Here is a 24,793-nt window from a genome sequence, read left to right as displayed (position 1 = left end):
CACCCGCTTAGTTTCAAATTCTGTACATAGGGTCGATCTGAGTCCGGTAGAGACAAGCTCGCTGCTATGTGCCGCGACACTTCACGTCATCGTGAATCGAAATCACGCGCGTCACGACAAGATATCGGCATTACTGCAATGTTCATGAGGACAGACGTGCCCTTATCCCCCGAATCCGGACTCCCGCATATGCTCCCAGCGAATGCCCTGACTGCCGTCACCCACCCCGATCCTTATCCGTACTACCGCGCACTTGCGGCACAGCGGCCGTTCGACTTCGATGCGTCGCTCGGCATGTGGGTCGCCGCCGGGCCGGAGGCGCTCGTTGAGGTGCTGCGTCATCCGGCATGTGGCGTGCGGCCGGCGGGGGCGCTCGTGCCCGCTGCGATCGCCTCTGGTGCGGCTGGAGAATGGTTTGGGCGGCTCGTTCGCATGAATGACGGTGCGGAGCACATCACGCTCAAGCCGTGGCTCGCCACACAGCTTGCATCACTGTCCGCCGACGCCCCAACGCTCGACCGACTCGGCTACGCCAGCGCCGCCGCGTACTCGGAAAAACTCGATGACTACGTATTCCGCCAACCCATCTATGCACTAGCCGCTTGGCTGGGGGTTCCAGAATCGCAATGGGCCGACGTCTATGCGAACACCCACGCCCTCGTTGCCGCAATGGCGGAATCGGCACGTCCTGCACCACGGGCCGAGGTCATCGCCGACGGCCACCGCGCTGCGGCAACGCTGAATGATTTCGCCCGTCAATGGCTCAGCACCGACAACGCACCCGATACTTGGCTTCAGCGCACCGCGAATCTCGCCGCCCTTGAACCTGCCATTGACCCGCGCGCGCTGACGGCCAATGTCTTTGGGCTATTCACACAAACCCACGATGCCTGCGCAGGACTCGTCGCCAACGCGCTTCGCCGTCTGGCGCGCGCCGAACCGTCGACAACGGCAACCGAAGCGAGAACGCCAGCAGCCAACCGCCCCGCCACGCGCCCCCATCTCGCCACGGCCATTGCCGCCGTTCGTGACGTCATCCGCTTCGACCCGCCCGTCCAGAACACGCGCCGCTTTCTGCACACCCCGGCGGTCATCTGCGAACGGCAACTGGCGCGGGGCGATGTCGTGCTGGTTGTACTCGCCGCCGCCCCAACACCGATCAGCCCCGACGACACGGCATGGACGTTCGGGCACGGCGGGCACGCGTGCCCCGGCCAGTCCCCCGCCAGTACGCTAGCCGCCGTCGGCGTGCAAACGGTACTCGCCAGCGGACTTGATCTCGCGTCGAAGGCTTCGGGCACGTCATATCACCCGCTCGGCAACGCTCGCATTGCACGCTTCTCGGAGGACTGAATTTGGTTGTTTTATCTGATGGAATGTTAATTTCATCAGATAAAACAATATCTACAAAACCCAAACCCTTTGTTTATAAGGCTCCCAGCCCATCCAACGCCGCTTTTCACGAATTCGGGCACGATTACGCTTTCGCCGGTCGTGTCGCGCAGACTCACCGGCAGTCTCGCCTCGCTGCTCTCATGTCAGAACACTATGCCGACGGCATGCCCATGCCCGCCCGGGTCTGGGCCATCGCGACCGTCATGCTCGCCATCTCGCTCTCGGTGCTCGACAGCGCCATCGCCAACGTCGCCCTGCCGACCATCGCGCGCGACCTCAACGCCAGCCCCGCCACTTCAATCTGGATCGTCAACGCGTACCAACTCGCGATCACGATCTCGCTGCTGCCGCTCGCCGCGCTCGGTGAAATCGTCGGCTACCGGCGCGTCTATACGGTCGGTCTGGCGCTCTTCACGCTCGCGTCGCTCGCCTGTGCACTCTCCGACTCGCTCCTCACGCTTACGCTCGCGCGCGTCGCCCAAGGCTTCGGCGCGGCCGGCATCATGAGTGTGAACAGCGCGCTCGTGAAAATGATCTACCCGCGCGCGTGGTTCGGCCGCGGTGTCGCCCTCAACTCACTGATCGTCGCGTTCTCGTCGGCCGCCGGACCAACGCTCGCCGCCGGCATTCTCTCCATCGCTCACTGGCCGTGGCTCTTCGCCGTCAACGTGCCGCTCGGCATCATTGCGCTGGGCATCGCCATGCGCTCGCTGCCCGACAGCATCCAAGCCTCCCACGCCTTCGACTGGACCGGTGCGCTGCTCAGCGCGCTCACCTTCGGGCTGCTCATCTCCGGCATCGACTCGTTCGGCCACGGTCAGGAACGCTGGCTCGTCGCCGTCGAACTGGTAGCCGCCGTCATCATCGGCACGATCTTCGTGCGGCGTCAGCGCACGCAACCCGTGCCGTTGCTGCCCGTCGACTTGTTGCGCATTCCGATCTTCGGCCTGTCGATCTGCACGTCGATGGCGTCGTTCTGCGCCCAGATGCTCGCGTTCGTTGCGCTGCCCTTCTATCTTCAGGATTCGCTCGGTTTCGACCACGTGCAGACCGGCCTGCTGATGACCGCATGGCCGCTGACCATCGTTGTGGTTGCGCCCGTCGCCGGACGTTTGCTCGAACACTACAAACCCGGCCTGCTCGGTGCGATCGGCATGACGGCCTTCGCGCTCGGCCTGCTCGCGCTCGCCATGCTGCCCGCGCAGCCGCACTCATGGGACATCGTCTGGCGCATGGCATTGTGCGGTTTCGGCTTCGGTCTGTTCCAGTCGCCCAACAACTACGCCATGCTCACCGCCGCCCCCGCGCATCGCAGCGGCGGCGCCAGCGGCATGCTCGGCACGGCGCGCCTGACCGGGCAAACGACCGGCGCGGCGCTCGTCGCGCTTATCTTCAGCGTGGCACCGCAAGGCTATGGCACGCGTGCGGCGCTGTATGTCGCGGCAGTCTTCGCAGCCGTGGCCGCCGTGGTGAGCAGCCTGCGCACGCTGCCCGCCGCGCAGCCACCTGCCAAAACATCGCACGGTTGAAAGCCCTAACTGGTCGCGAGCGGGTCCTGAAGGTATTCTGGGACACTAAATTTGGCCGGCCGCCCGGCCGTGCTACACTGCCGACCTTTTACGGCTCGCCTGCATGAGCCGCAATGCCATGAGTTTCTGCGCCATCGATTTCGGCACTTCGAATTCAGCCGTCGCTGTACGCGACGGTGCCGCCATGCGTCTGGTCGAGCTGGAAGCCGGCTACGGCACGCTGCCGACGGCCGTCTTCTTCAACGCCGACGAAGGTGGCCGCGCGACATTTGGCCGCCAGGCCGTCGCCGACTATATCGACGGCTACGACGGGCGCCTGATGCGCTCGCTCAAAAGCCTGCTCGGCTCCTCCCTCATCGAAAGCACCACCGATCTCGGCAACGGGTCGGCGATGCGCTATATCGACATCATCGCGACGTTCCTGCGTCACCTGCGCACGCACGCCATCAAGTCCGATGGCAACGACCTGCGCCAAGTGGTGATGGGCCGTCCGGTGTTCTTCGTCGATGACGATCCCCGCGCCGATGCCGCCGCACAACGCTCGCTCGAACAAAGCGCCCGCGACGTCGGCTTCAAGGACGTCCATTTCCAGTTCGAACCGATTGCTGCCGCCTTCGATTACGAATCGCGCCTGACCGAAGAGCAACAAGTGCTCGTCGTGGACATCGGCGGCGGTACCTCGGACTTCTCGCTGGTGCGCGTGGGCCCGGACCGTGCCCAACGCCTCGAACGCAAGGACGACGTGCTCGCGCACCACGGCGTGCACATCGCCGGGACGGACTTCGATCGCCGCATCGAACTCGCCACGATCCTGCGCGAAATCGGCTACAAGGCCCTCGGCCCGGACGGCAAGGAAGTGCCCAACCGCATCTACTTCGATCTGGCGACGTGGCACCTGATCAACACGGTCTACACGCCGAAACGCGTCGGTGAACTGGCCCTGACGGCTCACCTGTACGCCGACCCGGTCCATCATCGCCGCCTGATGCGCACGGTGGAGCAACGCCTCGGTCACGCGCTGGTCGGCCATGCGGAAGACGCCAAGATTGCCGTGGCTGCCGGCGGTGAAACGCGTATCGACCTCGCCGTCATCGAGCGCGAACTCGGTGTGGCCTTCTCGGAAGCGGGACTGGTCGACGCGGTGAGCGACGAAATTGCCAGCATCACGGCAGGCGCCGTGCACACGGCATCGCTTGCCGGCCTGCGCGCGGAAGACGTCGATGCGCTGTACTTCACCGGCGGCTCGACGGGGCTGCGCTGCCTGTCGGGCGCCATGTGCGCCGCCTTCCCGAACGCGACGCCGGTCTTCGGCGACCGCCTCGCCAGCGTGGCGCTCGGCCTCGGCATTCACGCGAAGCGCGTGTTTTCGTAAGCCACACCGCAGCAACAGAGACGGCAACATCGCAAAGAAAAAGCGCGCAACCTCACGGTCTGCGCGCTTTTTTCATGGCCGGCGATTCCAGCGTCTCAGCCCATCATGCCGGCCGATGCATCACACCAGAATCTGCCAGAGCAGCAGTGTCATCACCAACCCCACGACCGAGACGATGGTCTGCAATACGGACCAGACCCACAGCGTCTCCTTAAGCTTCAGACCGAAGTACTCCCGCACCATCCAGAAACCCGCGTCGTTGACGTGGCAGAAGAACACCGACCCCGCCCCGATCGCCAGCGCAATCAGCGAGCCCTGCACGGGCGGCAGATGCATCACCAGCGGCGCCACGATGCCCGCCGTCGTGGTCGTCGCGACCGTTGCCGAGCCCGTCGCCTGACGCAATGCCACCGCGATCAGCCATGCCAGCAGAATCAGCGGCATGTGCGTGCCGACCGCCACCTTGCCGATGGTCGTCGCAATCCCCGCCGTCACCAGCGCTTGCTTCAGGCCACCACCTGCGCCAATCGTCAGTAACAGGCCAGCGATCGGCGGCAGCGCGCGGCGCAGCGTTTCACCCACGCGGGCACGCGGCAGACCGCGCCCCCAGCCGAGTACAACAATCGCCACGATCACCGTCAGCGCCAACGCGATGATCGGCTCGCCAAGGAAGTCGAGCGCTTCGAAGACTGGCGTCTCCGGCGTGAGCGCCACCTTCGCAAGCGTGCGGCCCAGCATCAACACCACCGGCAGCAGAATCACCAGCAACGCAGCGGCAAACGGCGGCGGTGCGAGGTCGTCATCGCGCTTGGTGAACAGGTCGCCCAGTTGCTGCGGCGCTTCCACATGCAGGCGCGGCGCAAGCCACATGCCATACAGCGGCCCGGCCAGAATCACGGCCGGAATGGCAATCAGCAGCCCCAGTCCCATCGTCATGCCGAGATCCGCATGCAGCGCCGATACGGCGATCAGCGGCCCCGGGTGCGGCGGCACCAGCGCATGCAGCGTGGTCATGCCGGCCAGCGCCGGGATCGCCACGCGCAGAATCGGCGTGTTCGCACGGCGCGCCATCACGAAGATGATCGGCACCATCATGACGAGGCCCACTTCGAAGAACAGCGGCAAACCGATGATCATCGCCACCACCGCCATCATCCACGGCAACGCGCGGCCTTTGGCGAAGGTGAGCAAGACGGTCACGATGCGGTCGGCCGCCCCCGTGTCCGCCATCAACGCGCCGAGCATGGCCCCTAGCGCGATGATCATGCCCGCGTCGCCCAGAATGCCGCCCGCGCCCTTGCTGAAGGCACTCGCGACCGAATCCAGCGGCAAGCCGGCGCCTAGCCCCGCGATGAACGTGCCGATCAGAATCGACAGGAACGGCGAGAGTTTTAGCGCGCTGATGAAGAGAATGATGGCGACGAGGCCGACGAGGCAGGACAGCAATAGACGCGTGTCGTGCGCTGCCCAGGGCACGACGTGGTTGACTAGCTCCACGATGATCCTTGATGACGAGAAACAAAAACACCGGTAGAACGCACGCGGGGAAGCGGCGTCGTACCGGTGTGCGAAGGCATTGTGCTACTAGCGGCGGCCGCATGCACGCATGGGGCGCAACGCCCCGTGATACGGGGCAGGCGGGGCGCGGCGGCAAGTTTCAGGTGTCGAAACATCGCCGCCGCCGGGTGCTTTACTGGAACGCGACTTCGTTGAAACTCCGGAGCTTGCGGCTGTGCAAACGGTCCAGACCGTTATCGCGCAGCAGCTCCATGGCCTTCACGCCGATCTTCAGATGCTGATCGACCCGCTCGCGATAGAACCGGTCGGCCATGCCCGGCAGCTTCAGTTCGCCATGCAGCGGCTTGTCGCTCACACACAGCAACGTGCCGTACGGCACCCGGAAGCGGAAGCCGTTGGCGGCAATGGTCGCGCTTTCCATATCGAGCGCAATCGCCCGGCTCTGGCTCATGCGCTGCACCGGCTCGCGGTGATCGCGCAATTCCCAGTTACGGTTGTCGACGGTCACGACGGTGCCCGTGCGCATCACGCGCTTGAGTTCGAAATCGTCCAGTTGTGTTACATCGGCCACGGCACGCTCAAGCGCCACCTGCACTTCTGCCAGTGGCGGCACCGGCACCCACAGCGGCAGGTCGTCGTCGAGCACGTGGTCTTCGCGCACATAACCATGCGCCAGACAGTAGTCGCCCAGACGCTGCGAATTACGCAGGCCGGCGCAGTGGCCCAGCATGACCCACGCGTGCGGGCGCAGCACGGCGATGTGGTCGGTAATGGTCTTGGCGTTCGACGGACCCACGCCGATGTTCACCATCGTGATACCGGTGTTATCCGGGCGCACGAGGTGATACGCCGGCATTTGCGGCAGACGAGGCGGCGGCGTGCCCTCCGAATCCCGCTCGGCAATGTTCTGGTTCCAGTGGACGACGTTGCCCGGCTCGACAAATGCCGTGTACTGGCTGCGATACTCGCGCTCCGCCGGGTCGTCGCTCGCACTCATCAACTCGCGGCCCAGCTCGACGAATTCATCGATGTAGAACTGGTAGTTGGTGAACAGCACGTAATTCTGGAAGTTCTCGGGCGACGTGGCCGTGTAGTGGCGCAGCCGATGCAGCGAGTAATCGACACGCGGCGCGGTAAATAGCGCGAGCGGCAGGATTTCGCCGGGCAGCGGATCGCGCGTGCCGTTGACGATGCTGTCGTCCATCTTGGCCAGATCGGGCACGTCGAACGCGGTGCGCATGGCGCGCAGGTGCGACTGGTCGAGATCACCTTCGAGATACACGCCGTCGCGATAGGCGAAGTGCACCGGAATCGGTTCGTCGGACACACCGACTTCGAACGCTACGCCATGGTTATGCGCGAGGCGGCGCAACTGCTCGATGTAGTAGTTCTCGAAGAGATCGGGACGCGTGACGGTCGTCTGATAGCTCCCCGGGCCCGAGACGAAGCCATAGGACAGGCGCTTGTCGAGCTGGGTGATGTCTTCGGTGGTAATGCGGATGAAAGGATAGTGCGCGCTGACACGGCGCGCGGCGTCTTTCTCGGTGGAAAAGCGCTCGAAAGCCGCCCGCAGATATGCGGTGTTGGCGTCGTAGATCGTCTTCAGATAGTTGACGGCTTCCACCGGGTCGGCAATCGATCGGGTGGCGTGGACCGGTTCTTGTTCGGACATGCGCAAACCTCTTCTGTCTTTTCGTGTTGTCGAGTATGCGCCTATTGTGGCACGACTGTATGACGCCCGCGGTGCCGTGTTTTGAGCCTGATTTGGCTTGCGCCAGCTCAATTCCCGGCAGCCGCGAACGCCCTCCCGCCACCCGCCGTCAGTCTTCCAGACGCATGCCGACCTTGAGCGTCACCTGCCAGTGAGCCACCTTGCCGTTTTCGATATGGCCGCGTGTTTCCGTGATCTCGAACCAGTTCAGATTGCGCAACGTCTTGCTCGCGCGCTTGATGGCCCCTTTGACGGCGTCATCGATGGACTTCTCCGACGAGCCGGTGAGTTCGATCTGCTTGTAGACATGCTGCGTCATGACTGCCTCCCGAGAGGTGGTTGGAACGACTCCTCATGCTAGGCGCATGCCTCCCCCACGGCAAGTCGGGCTTGTCCGATAGGGTTGTCGGGATTGTCTTGCGTCAGTTGGCGGGGTTGTCTTCGTCCGGCCCGTCGTCCGGCTCGGCGCTTGGGTCATCCGTGGCCGTGGCCCCATGCGGAGGTTCCGCAGTGTCGGCTCCCCGCAGCGCCGCCGGCACCACGGTATCGAGCGGCTTGGGCACCACGCTCGTGAGGTTGCGGCGCACCTTTTGCAGCAGTTGCATGAGCTGCACCGTCTCGAAGGCCGTCAGCCCGGTCAGTGCCTCGTTGCGCACCTCATCGGAGAGGGTGCGCGCCACCGCCAACTGCTCAAGCGCCGAACGCGTGACGTACAGACGATGCAGACGAGGGTCGCGGGCGTCAGGACGGCGACGCACCCAGCCGGCTTCTTCCATGCGTTCGAGCGAACGTGCGAGCGCCGGTGGCGAGACTTCGAGAATGTCGGCCAGCACGGTCTGGCTCACGCCGCGATTGTCGGCGAGATAGACGAGCAGGCGGCACTGCGCGCGCGTCATCGGCAGCGCGCGTTGGGCAAACTGCTCGAAGCGGCGCCCGTACAGACGCTGAACGTCTGCCACGAGAAAGCCGAAACGTTGGGCGGAATCGGTCACTTTCATAGGCCGCATTATGATAAACATGTTTACGAATATCAAGCAGCCAAAACAGTCGTGGAAATCGTATACGGATTACTACGGATTACGTCGGACTCCTTGACTGATACCGGCGATTCAAACGATCGACCGAGTCGAACGAGGTGATCGAATCGCAGCCCGCCATGCCATCGATCTACGCCGCCGCTTCGTCTGCCGCGTCCTGTCCGCTGCCGTGCCCGAGCCAGTCGAGCGCGCCCTCGCCCGCCGTCTGTGCCCCCGGACCGGCACGCCGGATCGCAACCCCCACGGCCAGCACGTCGATCGTCGCCAGATGCAGAATGCGCGCGATCATCGTGACGTGTGCGCCCATCGTCTCCACGTGATCGTTCGGCAGCACCAGTGTGGCCTTACGTGCGAGCGGCGAATTGCGCGAGGTCAGCGCAATGACCTTCGCCCCGCGCCCGATGGCAATGTCGACCGCGCGATTCAGATCGGCCGACCGGCCCGACGCCGAGATCGCGACAACCACATCGCCTTCATTGAGCAAACCCGCCGACGCCTGCAACAAATACGGGTCGCCGTAGGCAATCGTCGGCATGCCGAACCGGAAGAACTTGTAGTGCGCGTCCTGCGCAACCACGCCCGAATTGCCCAGCCCGTAGAACTCGATACGGCGTGCGCCATCGAGCAGCGACACGGCCGCTTCGACGGTGCGCGCGTCAAGATGCTCGCGCAGTTGCAGAATCGACGAGACGGTGTTGTCGAGCACCTTCGCGCTGAATTCCGCTGCCGAATCGCCGACGTGCACCTGACCGTGGCGCACCGGCAGCGTCCCCGTCAGCGCGCTCGCCAGCTTCAACTTGAAGTCCGACAGCCCCTGACAGCCCAGCTTGCGGCAGAACCGGATCACCGTCGGCTGGCTCACACGTGCTAGCCGCGCAATTTCGGACACCGGTTCGGCCAGCAGTGCGCGAGGCTGCTTCAGCGTGAGCTCCGCGACCCGTTGCTCGGCCGGGCTCAGCCGGTCGCGCAAGCGATGCAGGCGATCGATCAACGCGCCCGCCCCTGCCGCGTGCGTGCCCAACTGCTCCGCAAGAATCACCGAGGTGCCGAGAAACGCCGGATGATCGGCGGTGATGACGAACGTCGGAATCTTCTTCAGATACGCTTCAAAACGCCCCTTCGCCTCGAAGCGCGCGCGAAATGGCGAATCTTCGAAAAGCTTGCCGAGCTTGGGAATCACACCGCCGCCAAGGTACACGCCGCCGACGGCGCCCAGCGACACGGCGACATTGCCGGCCAACGTACCGAGCATGGCGCAGAAGCAATCGACCGTTTCGTGGGCGAGCGCATCGCCCGCTTGTGCGAGTTTCACGATATCGGGCGTTTCCAGCGGTTTGACGCGCTTTTTCGCACGAAGGGCCAACACCTGATAGACCAGCGCCATGCCGGGCCCCGCGACCAATCGCTCGAACGACACATGGGGAAAGTGCTGCCACGCGTAGCGCAACACGTCGATCTCGCGCTCATCGGCGGGTGCGAACGTGGTGTGTCCGCCTTCGCTGCCCAACGCAATCCAGCGATCGCCGGCCGGAATCAGCCCCGACACGCCGACGCCGGTCCCCGGCCCCAACAAGCCGAGCACGCCGTTCGGCCGAGGCTCGCCGCCGCCGACCTGATGCTTTTGTGCGTCGTTCAGATACGGCAGCGCCATCGCCAGCGCCGTGAAGTCGTTGACGACGAGCAGCGTCTCGAACCGCAGCGCACGGCGCGTGGCTTCGATGGAGAAGTGCCAGTCGCGATTGGTCATGCGGACTTCGTCGCCTTCGATGGGATTGGCAATCGCAATCGCCGCGTGGCGCACGGGTTCGGCGTGATCGGCCTCATCGAGATAGGCGCGGATGACTTCCGGCACGCCGGGATAATCGTCGCAGGCGTAGTCGCGAATCTCGACGAGATCGCCCGGTGCAATCTCAAGCGCGAACCGGGCGTTGGTGCCGCCAATGTCGGCGAGCAGCCGCGGGCCGCTCACATGCGGGGGATTATTCCTCACTCCAGAAGACATCGATCTTGACTCCTTCACGGTGAATCAGCCGGGAGATGGCGTTGTCCTGCGGTTGCGCCTGCGCGGCTTCGAGCACGGCGCGCTTGGCCTTGCCCTGAATCTGCAACAACAACCGCTCGCTCGACGCCAGCGCAGACAACGACCACGACACGCGCGTGTACGGAGCCTGCTGCGGTTGCACGAGGACGAACTTGTCTTGGGTGGTGATGGCGTCGTGCCATTGCGGCGCGTCGGCGAAGAGCGACGCGGTGTGACCGTCTTCGCCCATGCCCAGCACGCAGACTTGCGGCACGCCGTGCGTCCATGTGTCGTTGAGCGTGCGCACTTGCAATTCGGGGGCAGCGGAAGTGTCGACAAGCGGTAGCCACTGCGCTCCCTTGGCGCCCGGAAGCAATGTTTCACTCACCAACCGGGCGTTGCTGTCGGCGTGCGTGTCGGGCAGCCAGCGATCGTCGACGAGGGTGATGCCGATGTCGCGCCACGCCACGGGCAGGCGCGCGAGTTGGGTGAGAAACGGCTTGGGGCTCGTGCCGCCCGAGACCGCGAGCAGCGCACGCGGGCGAATCGTCAGCGCCTCGTCGAGGCCCGCAACCACCGCATTCGCCAACGCATGCGCCTGCGCTTCGCGGGTCGGATACGTCCGCCAGTGAATCATGTCTCGCTCCTTATGCTTGCTGACTTCGCCGCCTCGCCGGTCTGTTTGCCTGACTTCGTGCGCGCTCGGCTGTCTTCTATCAGTTGTCTTCTTCTACCCAGCAGGTGCCGTATTGCGCGAGCAGTGCGCTCGCGGCGGGCGGCCCCCACGTGCCGGCGGCGTAGCGCTTCGGCCCCTTGTGCTGACGTGCCCAGTACGCCTGAATCGGTGCCACCCAACGCCATGCCTGTTCCTGCTCGTCGCGGCGCACGAACAACGCCAGCCGGCCGTGGATCACGTCGAGCAGCAGGCGCTCGTAAGCATCCATGGTGTGGCCTTTGAAGAACTGGTCGAACGCCAGATCCAAATGGACCGTTTGCAGATTCATGCCCTCGCCCGGCTGTTTGGCCAAGCAGTACAGCCGCATCGATTCGTTCGGCTGCAAGCGAATCACGAGACGGTTGGCGCCCGCATGCGCGGTGGCTTCGCCAAGCAGCGGATACGGCGTGGGACGATAGTTCACCACGATCTCCGCCACGCGCTCGCCCAGCCGCTTGCCGGTGCGCAGGAAGAACGGCACGCCGGCCCAGCGCCAGTTGTCGATTTCGACCTTGAGCGCGACGAAGGTTTCGGTCTGACTGTCCGACGGCACACCGGGTTCGTCGGTATATGCCGGCACCGCTGTCTTGCCGATGGCCCCGGCGCCGTACTGGCCGCGCACCACGTTGCGCGCGACCGTATCGTCATCGAGCGCACGCAGCGAGCGCAGCACGCGCAGTTTCTCGTCGCGAATGGCATCGGCATCCATCGCGAACGGCGGCTCCATCGCGACGATGGCGAGCAGTTGCAGCAAGTGGTTCTGCACCATGTCGCGTAATGCGCCGGTCTGCTCGTAGAACTCGCCGCGCCCTTCCACACCCAGCTCTTCGGCAATCGTGATCTGAATGCTTTCGATCAGGTCGCGCCGCCACATCGGCTCGAAGATCGCATTGCCGAAGCGCAACGCGAGCAGGTTCTGCACCGCCTCTTTCCCAAGGTAGTGGTCGATCCGGTAGATCTGGTCTTCGCGGAAAATCGCCCCCACGGCGTCGTTGATCGCCACGGACGAGGCGAGATCATGACCGAGCGGCTTCTCGAGCACGATGCGGCCGTGTTCGTTGAGCTTCGCGGCGCGCAGCCCTTCGCAAATTGGAATGAAAAGCGACGGCCCGGTCGCCAGATAGAAGATGCGCACGCCCTCGCGCTTTGCCAGCCGTTCGGCCAGCGTGTTGAATTCTTCTTTGCGGCCCAGATCGAGCGGCAGGTAGTCGATGGTGCCGAGAAAGCGCTTCCATTGCGCCTCGTCCCAGACGTCGGACCCGATATGTGCGCGCACATGCTGCTCGCACCACGCGTGATACGCCTCGGCGTCCATCGGGCTGCGCGCGACCGCCAAAATGTTGCCGACCTCGGCTAACTGCCCCGTACAGAACGCCCTGAACAGGGACGGAAGCACCTTGCGCAGCGACAAATCGCCGGTGGCGCCGAACAAAACAAAGGTATAGGGTGAAGGCGTGTTCATGGAGAGCGTGGACTCCGTGCGGTCGGAACGTGAAACCACCCGCGCCACAAAGGCTTACCGGCGTTGCGAGTGGTTTCTGACGTCACTGGGAAGGCGCAACTTTGACACTGCATTGTAGTTTAACTACACTGCAATTCAACTAAATCTCGTGCTTTGACTACATCGTCGGGTAGTTTTGGGGCGACGCAGGACAGAGCACTTCCCAGCCAGCATGCGGGCCGCGCGCCGCAGGTTTCGAGCGCGCGAGACGTATGGGCAACCCACAACGTCCGGGAATCCCCATGACCCAGTCTTCGCACAACGTGTCGCTGCATCCGGTGGTAAAACGCGTCACCGAACGCCTGATCGAGCGCAGTCGGAAGTCACGGCAGGCCTATCTCGCAGGTGTCGAGCGTGCCGCCCAAGGCCAACCCGGGCGCGAATCGCTCGGCTGCGCCAACATGGCACACGCGCTCGCCGCAGCCCCCGCCGACGACCGCCTGAAAATCCGCTCCGAACGCACCCCCAACATCGGCATCGTCACCGCCTACAACGACATGCTCTCGGCGCACGCGCCGTTTGTCGAATTTCCCGACATCATCAAATCGGCCGCCCGTGCGCATGGCGCGAGCGCGCAGGTCGCGGGCGGCGTGCCTGCCATGTGCGACGGCGTGACACAAGGTTATGCAGGCATGGAGCTGTCGCTGTTCTCGCGCGACGTCATCGCCATGGCCTCGGTGGTAGCGCTCTCGCACCAGTTGTTCGATGCCGCCATGTTCCTCGGCGTGTGTGACAAGATCGTGCCCGGGCTGGTGATCGCCGCGCAGGCGTTCGGACACTTGCCCGCGGTGTTCACACCGGCTGGCCCGATGCCCTCTGGGCTGCCGAACGACGAGAAGTCGCGCATCCGGCAGGAATTTGCCGCGGGGCGCGTCAGCCGCGCCGCCCTGCTCGATAGCGAGCTTGCCGCGTATCACACGGAAGGCACCTGTACGTTCTACGGCACGGCCAACAGCAATCAGATGCTCATGGAATTCATGGGACTGCACCTGCCGGGGGCTTCGTTCATCAATCCGCATACGCCCTTGCGTCACGCACTCACGCAGGCCGCGACCGCGCGCGCCGTGGCGCTGGCCAAGACGGGCATCAACACCTCGCACATTCTCGACGAGCGCGCCTTTATCAACGGCGTGGTCGGCCTGCTCGCCACGGGCGGCTCGACCAATCACACGCTGCACCTCGTCGCGATGGCGCATGCGGGCGGCATTCTGCTCGACTGGCAAGACTTCGCCGAACTCTCCGACGTCACACCGCTGCTCGCGCATGTGTACCCGAACGGCAAGTCCGACGTGAACCAGTTTCACGCGGCGGGTGGGCTGAATTTCCTTATCCGGGAACTGCTCGACGCCGGTTTCCTGCACAACGACGTGACGACTGTCATGGGACACGGCTTGCGCGCCTACACACAGGAAGCGACGCTGCGTGACGACGTGCTCTCGTGGCAGGACGCGCCCGCGCAAAGTCTCGATGAGAACATCGTGCGCCCGGCCGCCCGGCCGTTTGCGCACGAAGGCGGCTTGCGCATGCTCGCGGGCAATCTCGGCCGCGCTGTCATCAAGTCGTCCGCCGTCAAACCGGAGCATCAGAAAGTGCGCGCACCGGCACGGGTGTTTCCCGATCAGGAATCGGCGCAGGCGGCCTTCAAAGCCGGGGAGCTCACGCGCGACGTGATTGTCGTGGTCCGCTTCCAAGGGCCGCGTGCGAACGGCATGCCGGAGCTGCACAAGCTCATGCCGATGCTCGGCCTCTTGCAGGACGAAGGCCATCATGTAGCGCTGGTGACCGATGGGCGCATGTCGGGCGCGTCGGGCAAAGTGCCCGCCGCCATCCACCTCTCACCGGAAGCGGAGCAAGGCGGCATGCTCGCGCGCGTGCAGGACGGCGACATCATCACCATCGATTGCGAGAAGAACCTGCTTCATATGGAAGTGGATGCTGCCGTGCTCGCGGCGCGCACGCCGGAGCCGACGCCGCAACGCGCGTTCGATCCGTGGCGCAACACGTTCGGGCTGTTCCGCAACAACGTGGGCGCGGCGCCGCACGGTGCTTGCGTGCTGTTCAACGACGCTGAGTATCCGCCGGGGTCCTAGGCGCCCTAGGCACGCTTGTCACCCGGCTTGCGCGACAGGCTGCGCACTCGCCCCTTCGACGCGGGCGGGCGCGCGGGCTGAACGCCGTGCTCTCCTCGCTTGCGCTCCGCCTCCGCTTGCTCTCGAATCATGTCGATAAGCGCTCGCAACCCGGCGGGCGCATGGCGGCGGCTCGGGTAATACAGACACACGCCATCGAGCGGCGGTGTCCACGCCGTCAGCACCCGCACCAGCGTGCCCGCTTGCAAGTCGGCCGCCACATTCCATTCACTCAGATACGCGAGCCCCAGACCGGCGCGCGCCGCTTGCAGCATCAGGTCGGGTTCATCCAGCGTCAACACCCCATCGACGTCGATGCGCGCCACTTCGCCGTGCCGCTCGAATTCCCAGTGATAAATCACGCCACTCGGCATGCGCATGCGAATACACGCATGGGCCAGTAGATCGGCCGGGGCACGTGGCGGCTTGTGCCGGGCGAAGTAGTCCGGGCTGCCGACGACGGCAAAGCGCAGCGCGCCACCGAAGGGCACCGCCACCATGTCTTGCGGCACGGCTTCGGCCAGCCGGATACCCGCGTCGAAACCGCCCGCAACGATATCGACCATCTTCCCCTCGGTGACGATGTCGAGCTTCATCTCCGGGTACCGCTGCAAGAACTCAAGAAAGAGCGGCATCACCACCCGCGCAGCCCCGGCGGAGGTGTTGATACGCAACACACCCGACACGGTGTCGCGAAAACTGCCCGCCTGTTCGATTGCCACGCGAATGGTGGAAAGCGCGGGCGCGACGCTGTCAACGAACTGCGCGCCCGCCGCCGACAGCGACACGCTGCGTGTCGTGCGGTTGAACAGGCGCACGCCGATGCGCGCCTCCAGACCGGCCACCGCATGGCTGAGTGCCGACGTCGAGACACCCAATTCGGTCGCCGCCGCACGGAAATTGCGATGGCGCGCCACCGCCAGCACCGCCTCAAGCTCACCCAGACCGGAGGTTTTCATTATCCTGAATCTCTCAACGTGACATGCCGGATTGTACGGCTACTCAACACAATGCTGCGCACCTATGATGACTCCATCCCCCCACTCCACCGCGAGTCATCATGCAGATCATCGACAAGATTTATATCGACGGCGCATTCGTCACGCCACACGGCGACGAATCGTTCGACCTCTTCAACCCGGCCACTGAACAAGTGATCGGTCGCGTGCGCCTCGCCGATGCGCAGGACGCGCGCGATGCGATTGCCGCCGCGAAGCGGGCCTTTCCCGCGTTCTCCCGCACGAGCAAGGGTGAGCGCATCGAGATGCTCAAACGCATGCACGCCGCGGTGCTCGCGAGAGAAAACGACCTGCTCGACGCCATCGTCGAAGAATATGGTGCGCCGGTCTCGCGCGCCGGATGGATGGCACGGCACGCCAGCGACGTGCTACTCGAAGCCGTGAAAGTGCTCGAGAACTACGCGTTCACGCGCCCGGCGGGCACGGCTGAAGTCGTGATGCAACCGCTTGGCGTCGCGGGCCTGATTACCCCGTGGAACAACGATGCAGGCTTTATCTGCGGGAAGCTCGCTGCCGCGCTGGCAGCGGGTTGCACGGCCGTCATCAAGCCCAGCGAGATGAGCGCCATTCAAACGCGCATCGTGACCGAAGCGTTGCACGCGGCCGACTTGCCGCGCGGAGTGTTCAACATCGTTACGGGGCGGGGCGAAACGGTGGGCGCCGAAATCAGCGCGCATCCCGATGTTGCGAAGATTTCGTTCACGGGGTCTACGGCGGTGGGCAAGACCATTCTGCGCACGGCGGCTGAATCGTTGAAGCGCGTGACGCTGGAACTCGGCGGCAAATCGCCCTTCGTCGTGCTCGACGATGCGAACTTTGACGACGTGGTACCGATGGCGCTCGGCGCGGGCTTCATGAACAGTGGTCAGGCGTGCATTGCAGGCACACGCATTCTCGTGCCGCAACACCGGCTGGCCGAATTCGAAGCCCGCGTGCGCGAGGAAGTGGCACGCACACAAGCGGGCAACCCGCGTGATCCGCAAACGGCCATCGGGCCGATGGTCAGCCGCAAGCAATGGGAGCGCGTGCAAGGCTACATTCGCATCGGCACCGATGAAGGTGCGCGCTTGATCGCCGGTGGCGAAGGACTGCCGGAAGGTGTGGATGGCGGATGGTTCGTGCAGCCGACCGTGTTCAGCGACGCGTCGAACGACATGCGCATTGCCCGCGAAGAAATCTTCGGTCCGGTGCTGTCGATCATTGCCTATCGCGATACCGAAGACGCGATCGCCATTGCGAACGACACGCCCTACGGCTTGCAGGCGTATGTGTTCGGTGCCGATAAGCAACGTGCACGCGAGGTTGCCGCGCGGCTCGAAGCCGGCCGCGTCATGGTCAATACGCTCAACCACGAGCCTGCCGCGCCGTTCGGCGGCTTCAAGCAATCGGGTATCGGCCGCGAGTACGGCACGTACGGATTAGAGGCATTTCTCGAACCGAAGGCCGTGCTGGCCGCGTACTAATTCCCTCCGACATCCCTCCAAGATGGCGTCAAAAATCTTGACGCCATTTTTATCCCCTCCTACTTAGACTGGCCTCGTTGTCACTTCAGTCGCTTGTCGACACGCAGCCATGCCTACGCTAGCTCAACGCGCCAGTCTCGAACCTCCCGGTGCTCGTCTCGCACCCGCTGGCGCCCCGTTCGAATCATTCGAATCTCACGAATCGCACGACGCCGTCGATACGTCTGATCGCGCCGCCTCGTTTTCCGCACCGCGTCCGGCGCCCACCGTACGACAGCGCAACCGGCACACGCCGCGCGCTCGACTGGACGCCACGCTCGACATCACACTCAGCCGCGCCGCCGTTTCCACGCTGGCCGTCACGCTGGCGATGAGCCTGCCGCTGCCGTGGCGCGTCGAGACGATTCGACCGATCCGGCGCGATACCGCCGCCGTCGTGTCGATCGCCCTGCCGCGTGTCGAAGCCTCGCGCGCCATGCATGTTGTCATGCAGTCGCTGCCGGAAGCCGAGTTCGGTGCGCTGCGCCTGCGCCCGGCTGTCTGACCGAACCGAATTGATTTGAATTGAATGAATACCCGTCGTGCCTCACGGCCGGCGGGCTGCCCTCACCCGACATCACGTTATGAACACTGCCATCTTCGAAGGCGTGTGGATTCCGCTCGTTACTCCCATGACCGGCGCCAATGGCGCGACCATCGACCACGATGGGTTCAAGCTGCTGGTCGACTACTACCTCTCCGCCGGTGTGAACGGTCTGGTGGTCGCCGGCACCACCGGTGAGGGCACGCTGCTCACTGACGAAGAGCGCTACTGGCTGGCGCAGACCGCCTGCCAGTATGCCAACGGCCGTACGCCGGTGATGGCCGGTGTGGGGGCCGCCGACACGGCCAACGCGGCACGCCAGATTCGTCGTCTCGACGATCTGCCGCTCGCCGGTTATCTCGTGCCGCCGCCCTACTATCTGCGTCCGTCGCAAGAGGGCATTCTCTGGCACTACCGCACACTGGCTGCCGGTACGCACAAGCCGATCGTGCTCTACAACGTGCCGCTGCGCACGGGCGTCACGCTCGGCGTGGACACCATTCGCGAACTGGCCGCGCACGAGTCGTTCCCGTGCATCAAGGAATGCGACGCGCATCCGCTGCTGCACCTGCCCTCGCAAACGACCATGCGCGTGATGTGCGGCGACGACATGCAGTGGCTCCCCGCGCTGCAAGCGGGCGCCGTCGGCGGCATCTCGGCAGCCGCGCATATCCGGCCTGATCTGTATCTGAAGTTGATGCGCTATGTGCGCGAAGGCGATATGGCGCACGCTAACACGCTGTTCAACGGCATGAAGCCGTTGATCCGCCGCCTGTTCTCCGAACCCAACCCGGTCGCAATCAAGGCTGCGCTCTCCACGCTGGGACTGTGCTCGCCGATCGTGCGCCGCCCGCTCATGCCGTGCAGCGCCGCCCTGCGCAAAGAGATCGACGCCCAACTCGAAGTGATGATGGCGTTCTGATCGCCGACCCATCGCACTGATTGCGCTGATTGCGCTGACTGCTCTGATCGTTCTGACTTGAGGACATTCGCCATGGATGACATCGAACAACGCCACCGGACTGTCGCACGCCTGCTCATCAAACTCTCGGGCACCACGCTGGCCCGGCTGGCATATGCCACCGGCATTACCGGCAACACGATCTCACGCTGGGTGCATGGCGATTACTGCGTGCTGGGCGCACAGGGACGCGACAAGCTGCTCGCTGCGCTCGGCGCCTCCACCGATGGCACGAACATCCGGCTGGCACCGCGTGCGACCGGCGCCGCGCAGCCGATGTTTCACATCACGGGGCTCGTACAGGCCGAGCGCTTTGCCACGCTCGCGGCGCTGACGTCGTCGCGTTTCGTCGCCGCACGCGAAACGTGTCAGGGGCAGACGCTCGTGAGTCTGGTCACCGATGCCGACGGTCAGACTACGGCGTTACTCATCGGTCCGCGTGAGGCGCTCGACGAGGTGTACGCCGAGCTGGGGATTGCGATGTCGCCGAAGCGCCAGCGGGAGCCGGCGATCGGGCACTACGGCGCAGGCGGTGCAGGCGGCGAAACTGCACGTGCGCACTCGCATTGATTTTGACGCCTCACTGCCAGCCGAACCGCCGTGCAAACATGCCCTTCATCATCTGCGTCAGCACTGCATAAGCGAGCAGAATCGCCGCGAGCATCGGGAAGTAGGCGAGCGGCAGTGCCTGCATCTTGAAGGTATCGGCGAACGGCGACATCGGCAGCATCAGGCCGATGAGCATCACCGCACCGGTCATCATCAGCAACGGCCACGCGGCGCGGCTTTGCACGAACGGAATGCGACGCGTGCGGATCAAATGCACGATCAGCGTCTGCGAGAGCAGCCCTTCGACAAACCAGCCCGACTGGAACAGCGTCTGATGCTCGGCGCTGTTCGCGCCGAACAGATGCCACATGGCGACGAACGTCAGCACGTCGAAAATCGAACTGATCGGGCCGAAGAAGATCATGAAGCGCGACAGATCGGCCGGGTTCCATCGCTGCGGCTGCGTGAGTTGCTCGGCATCGACGTTGTCGAACGGAATGGTCGTCTGCGACAGGTCGTAGAGCAGGTTCTGCGTGAGCAATTGCAACGGCAACATCGGCAGGAACGGCAAAAACGCGCTGGCGATCAACACCGAGAAAACATTGCCGAAGTTCGAGCTGGCCGTCATCTTGATGTATTTGAGCATGTTCGCGAACGTGCGGCGCCCTTCGATCACGCCCTGCTCCAGCACCATCAGGCTCTTCTCGAGCAGGATCAGATCGGCGGCCTCTTTGGCGATATCGACCGCCGTATCCACCGAAATACCGATATCGGCAGCGCGCAATGCCGGGGCGTCGTTGATGCCGTCGCCCATGAAACCGACGACATGACCATTGGCGCGCAGCATGCGCACCAGCCGCTCCTTATGGGCCGGCGTGAGTTTCGCAAACACGTTGGCGCGCTCGACCGTCTGCGCGAGTTCGGCGTCGCTCATGTTTTCGATCTCGTCGCCGAGCACGCAGCCGTCGACCTTCAGACCGACCTCGCGGCACACCTTGGCGGTGACCAGATCGTTATCGCCCGTGAGTACCTTGACGGCTACGCCCGAGGCAGCAAGTGCCTTGAGTGCAGGCGCCGTCGACTCCTTGGGCGGATCGAGAAACGCGATGTACCCGACGAGCACCAGTTCGCGCTCGTCGGCAATGCCGTAGCTCTCCTGCACCGGCGGCAGATGGCGCGTCGCCACTGCCACCACGCGCAGGCCCTCGGCGTTCAGGTCGGCTGTCACACGGCGCAGACGCGCAAGGACATCGGGGGTCAGCGGTTCGACATTCGCGCCGTGTTGCACGCGGTCGCACACGGCCATGACTTCTTCGACCGCGCCTTTGCAAATCAACTCGTGATGCTCGCCGTTCTCGCTGACCACCACCGACATGCGACGGCGCTGGAAGTCGAACGGAATCTCGTCGATCTTGCGATAGCGGTTCACCACGTCGAGCCGCTGATGCAGTTCGCCATGGTCGAGCACGGCCACGTCGAGCAGGTTCTTCAGACCGGTTTGATAGAAGCTGTTCAGATAGGCGTACTCGAGCACGTCTTCTGAGGCGTGGCCCCACACGTCGGTGTGGCGCTCCAGACAAATCTTGTCCTGCGTGAGCGTGCCGGTCTTGTCGGTGCACAACACGTCCATCGCACCGAAATTCTGAATCGCATCGAGCCGCTTGACGATGACCTTCTTGCGCGAGAGCACGACGGCGCCCTTGGCGAGCGTGGCCGTCACGATCATCGGCAGCATTTCGGGCGTGAGGCCCACGGCCACCGACAGCGCGAACAGCGACGCTTCGAGCCAGTTGTGTTTGGTGAACCCGTTGATGAGCAGCACGATGGGCGTCATCACCAGCATGAAGCGGATCAGCACCCACGACACGCGGTTCACCCCCTGCTGGAACGACGTGACCGTGCGCTCCTGCGCCGTGACGCGCTGGGCCAGCGAGCCGAAAAACGTTCGTGCACCTGTCGCCACGACTACGGCCGTGGCCGAACCGCTCACGACATTGGTACCCATGAAGGCGAGGTTGTCGTAGGCCAGCGGGTTGCTGCCGCCGGCCTCGCACACGTGGGCGAATTTCTCTACGGGCAACGCTTCGCCCGTGAGTGCCGATTGTGAGATGAAGAGGTCTTTCGCGGCGAGAATGCGCACGTCGCCGGGAATCATGTCGCCCGCCGCGAGCAACACGATGTCGCCGGGGACCAGTTCGGCCAGCGGAATTTCACGGCCCATGCGCGCTGACCGGGCGCCTTGCCGCGTCGCGGCCTCGCCGGTGATATCAACGTCGCGGCGCAGCACGGTGGCAGTGGTGCTGACCATCGCCTTGAGCTTCTCGGCGGCCTTGTTCGAGCGCGCTTCCTGCACGAATCGCAACACCGTGGAAATGATCACCATCGTCGCGATGATGATCGTTCCCTCGGTGTCGTCGGTCGCATACGACACCGCCGCCAGAATCGTGAGCAGCAGGTTGAACGGATTGCGGTAGCAATGGAAGAGGTGGCGCCACCAAGGCAGCGGCTTCTCGTGCTCGACTTCATTGGGGCCGACGTGCGCGCGAACGGTCGCGGCTTCGTCGTCGGAGAGCCCTTCGCGGGTCGTGCGCAGGCGCGCGAGCAGATCGGGGCCGGCAACGCGGGCGGCGTCGGCCAGACCGGGTGGTGCCTCGTGGCCGTGCGCAGGCGCATCGAGGGTTTCGAGCATGTCGCGACGGCGGAAGTAGCGCAGGCCGAGGCGCGCGCCGAGTACCGTCATCAGACGCTCGCTGAGCGTGAGGGTTTGTTGCATCGGAGACATCCTGAAGGATCGCGGGCGCCAGCCCCGGTCTGTCGCGACCGGGCGGCGCCCGAGGGCTAGGTTTTTGTTGTTTGAAGGCCCGGCTCAGCGCACCGGCGTTGCCTTGCGCGTCACCGCACGCCACCACTGGTGCAGACGCGAGCCTTGAGGGGCCTGTGCATCGATTTGCGCTTGATGGTCGACGTGAAAGTGATGCAGGCACTCGGTGGGCAGCATCAGGGCTTGCGGATTGCTTCCGCGAAAGGTCATGGAGTAACGGAACACGGTGAATCTCCCGGCCGCACAGCGCCATCCGGCCCGGCACGCGCGGTCAGTTCGCGTTCCTGCGTGGCAGACGGTCGGCAGAAAGCGACAACCGGCGTGCGCGCGGAATGCGAACGAACCTGCGTTGCGAGGCGTGAGACGGCCCGAACGGCAGACGTAAAACGAATAAGGGAGCGTGCTACGAACGACGGTCAGCTTCGGCCTTGCCCTGCCCGGCTTGGCCACAATGGCAAAGCGGCAACGTGCAAGGCGATCGAAACGTACGTCAGAGGTGCGCGCCAACCCGACAAATGCGAGTCAGCGGCGGGGAGATACCCGGGGGACTAACTCGCGGTGATGGTGTCGACCTGCGTCGACCGGCAACTACCACTAGAACAACTGTCCACGGAGAAATCTCCTGAGAGCTATGACGGCGCGATTTTACCTCCGAGTGCGTCGAAAGAAAAGTGACAAATCAACGTGTTACAAAATGATGACAAAAGCGGCTTTCCTCCGCGCCGGGGTTCGTCCAGAATCTGTCATGCTTTCGTCATAAACCGCCTGCCGGCGGCCGTCGATGCGCCGGCTCAAGGGTTTCAGCCCAAGTTTCAGCCAGCGTATTGCCATGGGTCTCCGGTGCGGACTTCTCGCCCCTCGACGCCCTATGGAACAACTCAATCGCGCCCTCTTTCTGGCCATCAACGCCTCGCCGGCTGTCAGCGACGGTGAACTGGCCATCGCCATCTTTCTCGCCAAATACCTGATCCTGCTGCTGCCGGCCGGTCTCGTCATGCTCTGGCTGGCGGGCGGACGCGATCGCGAAGGCGCGGTGCACGGCCTGCTGGGCGTGGGCCTTGTCCTGCTGATTAACTTCGTGATTGGGTTGGCTTGGTTCGAGCCGCGCCCGTTTGTCGTCGGTCTGGGCACCAATCTGCTGCCCCACGCGCCCACGAGCGCGTTCCCGAGCAACCATGCCTCGATCATGTTCGCGTCGGCCTTCGTGCTGATGGGCACGGCCGCACGCTCGCCACGCGGGCTGGGCAAACTGTTGTTGCTGTGCGCATTGCCGGTTTGCTGGGCGCGCGTCTATCTCGGGGTGCATTGGCCGCTCGATATGCTCGGCGGGTTCTGCGTCTCGATCGTGGTCGCGCTCATCATGCGCACGGCGTCGGCACGTGAGACGAGCCGCATCGTGGCCGCCATCTTCGAAGGCATTTATCGACGCTTGCTGGCTTGGCCGATTGCACGCGGCTGGCTGCGTCGTTAAATCGTCTTAGAAAACGTTGAATAGCGCCGCATAACGCCGAATAACGCTGAACACAAGACGGCAACAGGACTGCGCGGGACTGGCGAGGCAACTGCGGGGAATCTGTGGGGGAACTGCGGAACTGCGGAAAGGAGGTTGGGAGACTCGGGAGATCCGAATCTCCCAATGGTGCTGCGGAGACGTGAGTTAGCGGTGGTACTCGCCAGCGGCTTCGGGCTGGTAATCGATGCCGAGCAATTCCAGCTCGATCAGGTGGCCGCCCGGCACTTGCCAGTGAATCGACTCACCGATGCGCAGGCCGAGCAGCGCGCTGCCGACCGGGGCCAGTACCGAAATACCGCCTTCCGTGGCCGCCAGATGCTGCGGATAGACGAGCGTCACGCGATGCTCCTGCTGCGTGGCGAGATCACGGTAGCGCAACACCGAATTCATCGTGGCGACATCGGCCGGCATTTGCTCGGGTTCGACGACACTCGCCCGGGCGAGCTCTGTTTCGAGTGCCTCCACATACGGCAATGCCGCGCGCGGGGCCTGCGCCATGAGCGCTTCGAGGCGGTCAAGGTCGAGAGTCGAGACAGTGATCGGAGGACGTTGCGAATTGACGGTGGACATGTCGATGGCCTTGTTTTTCCTTGAGCGTTGGGTGAATCGGTTGAAAGGTTGGCCTTCAATCTAACAGAACCCCCGCGCGGCGAGAAGCCCTTGCCAGCCGGGCCGGGGCGTGCATCGGGCACCGCCACACGGGGCTCACAGAGGCCATACAGGGGCTATGTACGGGGCTACAAGCGGGGCATATTGGCCCGAGTGGGCCCGGTTCCGATAGAATCGACGCATTCGACGCCGCTGACCGGCGCCTGCCCGCGCAGCCCGCTTTACACGGGTACCGCGCGACAAATGCCGGTCATCGGCGCGGCGTAACCTCCCTCTTCAACGCCGGCTAACCGACGCCCGACGTACCGCCTGCACAGTGCACCCGCCGTACGTCGCCGCGCATCGCCC

General features: G+C 64.2%; 20 protein-coding genes. 9 read left to right on the top strand and 11 right to left on the bottom strand.

The features are described from left to right. The first annotated feature begins 189 nt into the window (after nucleotides 1-189). The 3 genes from PIN31009_RS06480 to PIN31009_RS06470 all read left to right on the top strand — a co-directional run bounded on the left by PIN31009_RS06480 (nucleotide 190) and on the right by PIN31009_RS06470 (nucleotide 4,296). Nucleotides 190-1,353: a cytochrome P450 family protein gene (locus PIN31009_RS06480; protein ID WP_150789718.1), complete on the top strand. Its 1,164-nt coding sequence runs from the start codon at nucleotides 190-192 to the stop codon at nucleotides 1,351-1,353. 182 nt (nucleotides 1,354-1,535) lie between these two features. Next, complete coding sequence (locus PIN31009_RS06475; RefSeq protein ID WP_150789717.1) at nucleotides 1,536-2,924, top strand: MFS transporter; 1,389 nt, start codon at nucleotides 1,536-1,538, stop codon at nucleotides 2,922-2,924. A 118-nt stretch (nucleotides 2,925-3,042) separates the two neighbouring features. Further along, the gene (locus PIN31009_RS06470) at nucleotides 3,043-4,296 is read left to right on the top strand and encodes an Hsp70 family protein (protein ID WP_150790235.1); all 1,254 of its coding nucleotides are present in this window, start codon (nucleotides 3,043-3,045) and stop codon (nucleotides 4,294-4,296) included. A gap of 120 nt (nucleotides 4,297-4,416) precedes the next feature. On the opposite strand, the gene PIN31009_RS06465 is transcribed toward PIN31009_RS06470, so the two are convergent. The 7 genes from PIN31009_RS06465 to zwf form a co-directional block, all read right to left on the bottom strand. After that, a complete protein-coding gene (locus PIN31009_RS06465; RefSeq protein WP_058375541.1) occupies nucleotides 4,417-5,793 on the bottom strand; it encodes a GntT/GntP/DsdX family permease in 1,377 nt (458 codons plus the stop codon). Nucleotides 5,794-5,986: 193 nt separating this feature from the next. Next, nucleotides 5,987-7,486 carry an AMP nucleosidase gene (locus PIN31009_RS06460; protein ID WP_150789716.1) on the bottom strand — a complete coding sequence of 500 codons (1,500 nt, stop codon included), beginning with the start codon at nucleotides 7,484-7,486 and terminating at the stop codon, nucleotides 5,987-5,989. Nucleotides 7,487-7,634: 148 nt separating this feature from the next. After that, nucleotides 7,635-7,844, bottom strand: a complete 210-nt coding sequence (locus PIN31009_RS06455) for a dodecin (RefSeq protein ID WP_058375543.1) — start codon at nucleotides 7,842-7,844, stop codon at nucleotides 7,635-7,637. Between the two features lie 103 nt (nucleotides 7,845-7,947). Beyond that, nucleotides 7,948-8,523, bottom strand: coding sequence for a MarR family winged helix-turn-helix transcriptional regulator (locus PIN31009_RS06450; RefSeq protein ID WP_150789715.1), 576 nt, complete (start codon nucleotides 8,521-8,523; stop codon nucleotides 7,948-7,950). Between the two features lie 169 nt (nucleotides 8,524-8,692). Further along, complete coding sequence (locus PIN31009_RS06445) at nucleotides 8,693-10,564, bottom strand: bifunctional transcriptional regulator/glucokinase (RefSeq protein WP_174996999.1); 1,872 nt, start codon at nucleotides 10,562-10,564, stop codon at nucleotides 8,693-8,695. Beyond that, nucleotides 10,542-11,219: a 6-phosphogluconolactonase gene (gene pgl, locus PIN31009_RS06440; protein ID WP_150683541.1), complete on the bottom strand. Its 678-nt coding sequence runs from the start codon at nucleotides 11,217-11,219 to the stop codon at nucleotides 10,542-10,544. Before pgl ends, PIN31009_RS06445 begins: the two co-directional genes overlap by 23 nt. A gap of 79 nt (nucleotides 11,220-11,298) precedes the next feature. Then, nucleotides 11,299-12,759 carry a glucose-6-phosphate dehydrogenase gene (gene zwf, locus PIN31009_RS06435; protein WP_150683540.1) on the bottom strand — a complete coding sequence of 487 codons (1,461 nt, stop codon included), beginning with the start codon at nucleotides 12,757-12,759 and terminating at the stop codon, nucleotides 11,299-11,301. Nucleotides 12,760-13,040: 281 nt separating this feature from the next. Here zwf and edd point away from each other — a divergent pair, with 281 nt between their 5' ends. After that, nucleotides 13,041-14,888, top strand: coding sequence for a phosphogluconate dehydratase (edd, locus tag PIN31009_RS06430; RefSeq protein WP_174996997.1), 1,848 nt, complete (start codon nucleotides 13,041-13,043; stop codon nucleotides 14,886-14,888). 5 nt (nucleotides 14,889-14,893) lie between these two features. Here edd and PIN31009_RS06425 read toward each other — a convergent pair whose 3' ends face one another. Beyond that, a complete protein-coding gene (locus PIN31009_RS06425) occupies nucleotides 14,894-15,886 on the bottom strand; it encodes a LysR family transcriptional regulator (protein WP_150789714.1) in 993 nt (330 codons plus the stop codon). A gap of 101 nt (nucleotides 15,887-15,987) precedes the next feature. Here PIN31009_RS06425 and PIN31009_RS06420 point away from each other — a divergent pair, with 101 nt between their 5' ends. From PIN31009_RS06420 to PIN31009_RS06405, 4 genes are all read left to right on the top strand, one after another. Continuing rightward, complete coding sequence (locus PIN31009_RS06420; protein WP_150789713.1) at nucleotides 15,988-17,409, top strand: aldehyde dehydrogenase family protein; 1,422 nt, start codon at nucleotides 15,988-15,990, stop codon at nucleotides 17,407-17,409. A gap of 109 nt (nucleotides 17,410-17,518) precedes the next feature. After that, complete coding sequence (locus PIN31009_RS06415) at nucleotides 17,519-17,953, top strand: hypothetical protein (RefSeq protein ID WP_150789712.1); 435 nt, start codon at nucleotides 17,519-17,521, stop codon at nucleotides 17,951-17,953. A gap of 79 nt (nucleotides 17,954-18,032) precedes the next feature. Further along, a complete protein-coding gene (dapA, locus tag PIN31009_RS06410; RefSeq protein ID WP_150683536.1) occupies nucleotides 18,033-18,914 on the top strand; it encodes a 4-hydroxy-tetrahydrodipicolinate synthase in 882 nt (293 codons plus the stop codon). Nucleotides 18,915-18,986: 72 nt separating this feature from the next. Next, nucleotides 18,987-19,523, top strand: coding sequence for a hypothetical protein (locus tag PIN31009_RS06405; RefSeq protein WP_150789711.1), 537 nt, complete (start codon nucleotides 18,987-18,989; stop codon nucleotides 19,521-19,523). Nucleotides 19,524-19,533: 10 nt separating this feature from the next. On the opposite strand, the gene mgtA is transcribed toward PIN31009_RS06405, so the two are convergent. After that, nucleotides 19,534-22,275 carry a magnesium-translocating P-type ATPase gene (gene mgtA / locus PIN31009_RS06400; RefSeq protein ID WP_217426769.1) on the bottom strand — a complete coding sequence of 914 codons (2,742 nt, stop codon included), beginning with the start codon at nucleotides 22,273-22,275 and terminating at the stop codon, nucleotides 19,534-19,536. A gap of 93 nt (nucleotides 22,276-22,368) precedes the next feature. Further along, the gene (locus PIN31009_RS06395; protein WP_150789710.1) at nucleotides 22,369-22,548 is read right to left on the bottom strand and encodes a hypothetical protein; all 180 of its coding nucleotides are present in this window, start codon (nucleotides 22,546-22,548) and stop codon (nucleotides 22,369-22,371) included. A gap of 643 nt (nucleotides 22,549-23,191) precedes the next feature. Between PIN31009_RS06395 and PIN31009_RS06390 the strand changes: the two genes are divergently transcribed. Next, nucleotides 23,192-23,794, top strand: coding sequence for a phosphatase PAP2 family protein (locus tag PIN31009_RS06390; RefSeq protein WP_170935882.1), 603 nt, complete (start codon nucleotides 23,192-23,194; stop codon nucleotides 23,792-23,794). A gap of 186 nt (nucleotides 23,795-23,980) precedes the next feature. Here PIN31009_RS06390 and rnk read toward each other — a convergent pair whose 3' ends face one another. After that, a complete protein-coding gene (gene rnk / locus PIN31009_RS06385) occupies nucleotides 23,981-24,406 on the bottom strand; it encodes a nucleoside diphosphate kinase regulator (RefSeq protein WP_058375555.1) in 426 nt (141 codons plus the stop codon). Between the last annotated feature and the right edge of the window lie 387 nt (nucleotides 24,407-24,793).

The organism is Pandoraea iniqua, assembly GCF_902459685.1.
GTDB classification, from domain to species: domain Bacteria; phylum Pseudomonadota; class Gammaproteobacteria; order Burkholderiales; family Burkholderiaceae; genus Pandoraea; species Pandoraea iniqua.
The sequence above is the reverse complement of the archived record's forward strand: the minus strand, read 5'-3'. Positions and strand labels throughout refer to the sequence as shown.

Bases quoted from the DNA above. Each gene is read 5' to 3' on its own strand.
- PIN31009_RS06480 (WP_150789718.1), top strand. From the start codon at position 190: ATGCTCCCAGCGAATGCCCTGACTGCCGTCACCCACCCCGATCCTTAT.
- PIN31009_RS06475 (WP_150789717.1), top strand. From the start codon at position 1,536: ATGTCAGAACACTATGCCGACGGCATGCCCATGCCCGCCCGGGTCTGG.
- PIN31009_RS06470 (WP_150790235.1), top strand. From the start codon at position 3,043: ATGAGTTTCTGCGCCATCGATTTCGGCACTTCGAATTCAGCCGTCGCT.
- PIN31009_RS06460 (WP_150789716.1), bottom strand. From the start codon at position 7,486: ATGTCCGAACAAGAACCGGTCCACGCCACCCGATCGATTGCCGACCCG.
- PIN31009_RS06455 (WP_058375543.1), bottom strand. From the start codon at position 7,844: ATGACGCAGCATGTCTACAAGCAGATCGAACTCACCGGCTCGTCGGAG.
- PIN31009_RS06450 (WP_150789715.1), bottom strand. From the start codon at position 8,523: ATGAAAGTGACCGATTCCGCCCAACGTTTCGGCTTTCTCGTGGCAGAC.
- PIN31009_RS06445 (WP_174996999.1), bottom strand. From the start codon at position 10,564: ATGTCTTCTGGAGTGAGGAATAATCCCCCGCATGTGAGCGGCCCGCGG.
- pgl (WP_150683541.1), bottom strand. From the start codon at position 11,219: ATGATTCACTGGCGGACGTATCCGACCCGCGAAGCGCAGGCGCATGCG.
- zwf (WP_150683540.1), bottom strand. From the start codon at position 12,759: ATGAACACGCCTTCACCCTATACCTTTGTTTTGTTCGGCGCCACCGGC.
- edd (WP_174996997.1), top strand. From the start codon at position 13,041: ATGACCCAGTCTTCGCACAACGTGTCGCTGCATCCGGTGGTAAAACGC.
- PIN31009_RS06425 (WP_150789714.1), bottom strand. From the start codon at position 15,886: ATGAAAACCTCCGGTCTGGGTGAGCTTGAGGCGGTGCTGGCGGTGGCG.
- PIN31009_RS06420 (WP_150789713.1), top strand. From the start codon at position 15,988: ATGCAGATCATCGACAAGATTTATATCGACGGCGCATTCGTCACGCCA.
- PIN31009_RS06415 (WP_150789712.1), top strand. From the start codon at position 17,519: ATGCCTACGCTAGCTCAACGCGCCAGTCTCGAACCTCCCGGTGCTCGT.
- dapA (WP_150683536.1), top strand. From the start codon at position 18,033: ATGAACACTGCCATCTTCGAAGGCGTGTGGATTCCGCTCGTTACTCCC.
- PIN31009_RS06405 (WP_150789711.1), top strand. From the start codon at position 18,987: ATGGATGACATCGAACAACGCCACCGGACTGTCGCACGCCTGCTCATC.
- mgtA (WP_217426769.1), bottom strand. From the start codon at position 22,275: ATGCAACAAACCCTCACGCTCAGCGAGCGTCTGATGACGGTACTCGGC.
- PIN31009_RS06390 (WP_170935882.1), top strand. From the start codon at position 23,192: ATGGAACAACTCAATCGCGCCCTCTTTCTGGCCATCAACGCCTCGCCG.
- rnk (WP_058375555.1), bottom strand. From the start codon at position 24,406: ATGTCCACCGTCAATTCGCAACGTCCTCCGATCACTGTCTCGACTCTC.